The organism is Pseudomonas sp. HMWF006, assembly GCF_003061205.1.
GTDB classification, from domain to species: domain Bacteria; phylum Pseudomonadota; class Gammaproteobacteria; order Pseudomonadales; family Pseudomonadaceae; genus Aquipseudomonas; species Aquipseudomonas monsensis.
The window spans coordinates 1-1,082 of sequence record NZ_QAIU01000581.1 but is presented as its reverse complement, the minus strand read 5'-3'; the positions used below and the strand labels follow the sequence as shown (position 1 = coordinate 1,082).

Sequence of the window (1,082 nt, the reverse complement as noted above, 5' to 3'; positions counted from 1 at the left end):
CCTAAATCCTTCAGTCATACCGCGATTGCAGGTTTTAGGGCGGCTTCGCCACCCAACGGGGATAAATCCCCTCGCCACAGGGGGCGCGTCACGCCATCAAATGCAGATGGTTGTCCCAGAGCCCCGCCGGCAGCTCCAGCGGTTTGGCCAGCAGTTCATCCTGGCGGCAATCGTAGTAGCGGCAACGTCCTTGCCCTGAGGTCACGACAAACCCGTCCTGCACCGCGCCGACACCGGCGCAATCAGGCAAGGGCGCGTCGAGGCGCACTTCGCCGCTGTCCAGATCCCAGATGAAGAACCGGTTGCCACGCGGCGCCGTCAGCGCCACCAGACGTAAATCGCTGTGCACGGCGACGCTGGCGGTGTAATGCCCCATTGACTGCAACTGGTGATCCGGCACCGGGAACGCCACGAACGGCTGCCCTGGACGCTTGATCGCCAGCAGTTCGGAACGCTCGTGGGACGCGCCCATGAATTGCTGACCGGCGACGATGGTGCCGTCGCTGGCGATGCCCAGGTGACGTACGCTGTTCATCTGCTGGGCGAGGGTTTCCTTGCTCAGCAGGGTGCCGTCGCGCTGCATCAGCACCAGGCTCGGTTCCATGGCGTTGAGGTTCATGTCGACGCGGCTTTCCGCTTCGGTCCGAATCCCGCCGTTGGCCACCACCAGGGTTTCCCCATCCGGCATCCACGACACCTGATGCGGGCCGAGGCCGTGGGTGGAAATCTCGCCGCTGTGCACCAGCCGTTCGCCTTCGAACTTGTACACACCGAGCAAACCACGGCCAGGATCGGTGGTGTCGTTCTCGGTGGCGTACAGGTATTCGCCGTCCTTGTGCACCACCGCATGGCCGTAGAAGTGCCGGTTCGGCTGCGACGTCACGGTCTGCAGCAAGGCCCCGTCGCGCAGGTCGATCAGGTAGCTCTCGGTGCCCGGCCGGCGGGCGACGAACAGCGCGATCGGCAGCGTCGGGTGGTTGATGATGTCTCGACAGCGCTGGCCGACGGGCGTAGCGAACCCGCGAGTGCCGGCCAGCCGATAGCCGACGGCGTAGTGCTTGCCATCGGTGTCATCGCGCGCC

The 1,082-nt window shown here is 65.1% G+C and carries 1 protein-coding gene; it reads right to left on the bottom strand.

The annotated features are described in order from the left end of the window. Window positions 1-88 precede the first annotated feature (88 nt). The coding region (locus DBR24_RS26645; protein WP_128616206.1) for a DUF1513 domain-containing protein at window positions 89-1,082 on the bottom strand (994 nt) is incomplete at its 5' end.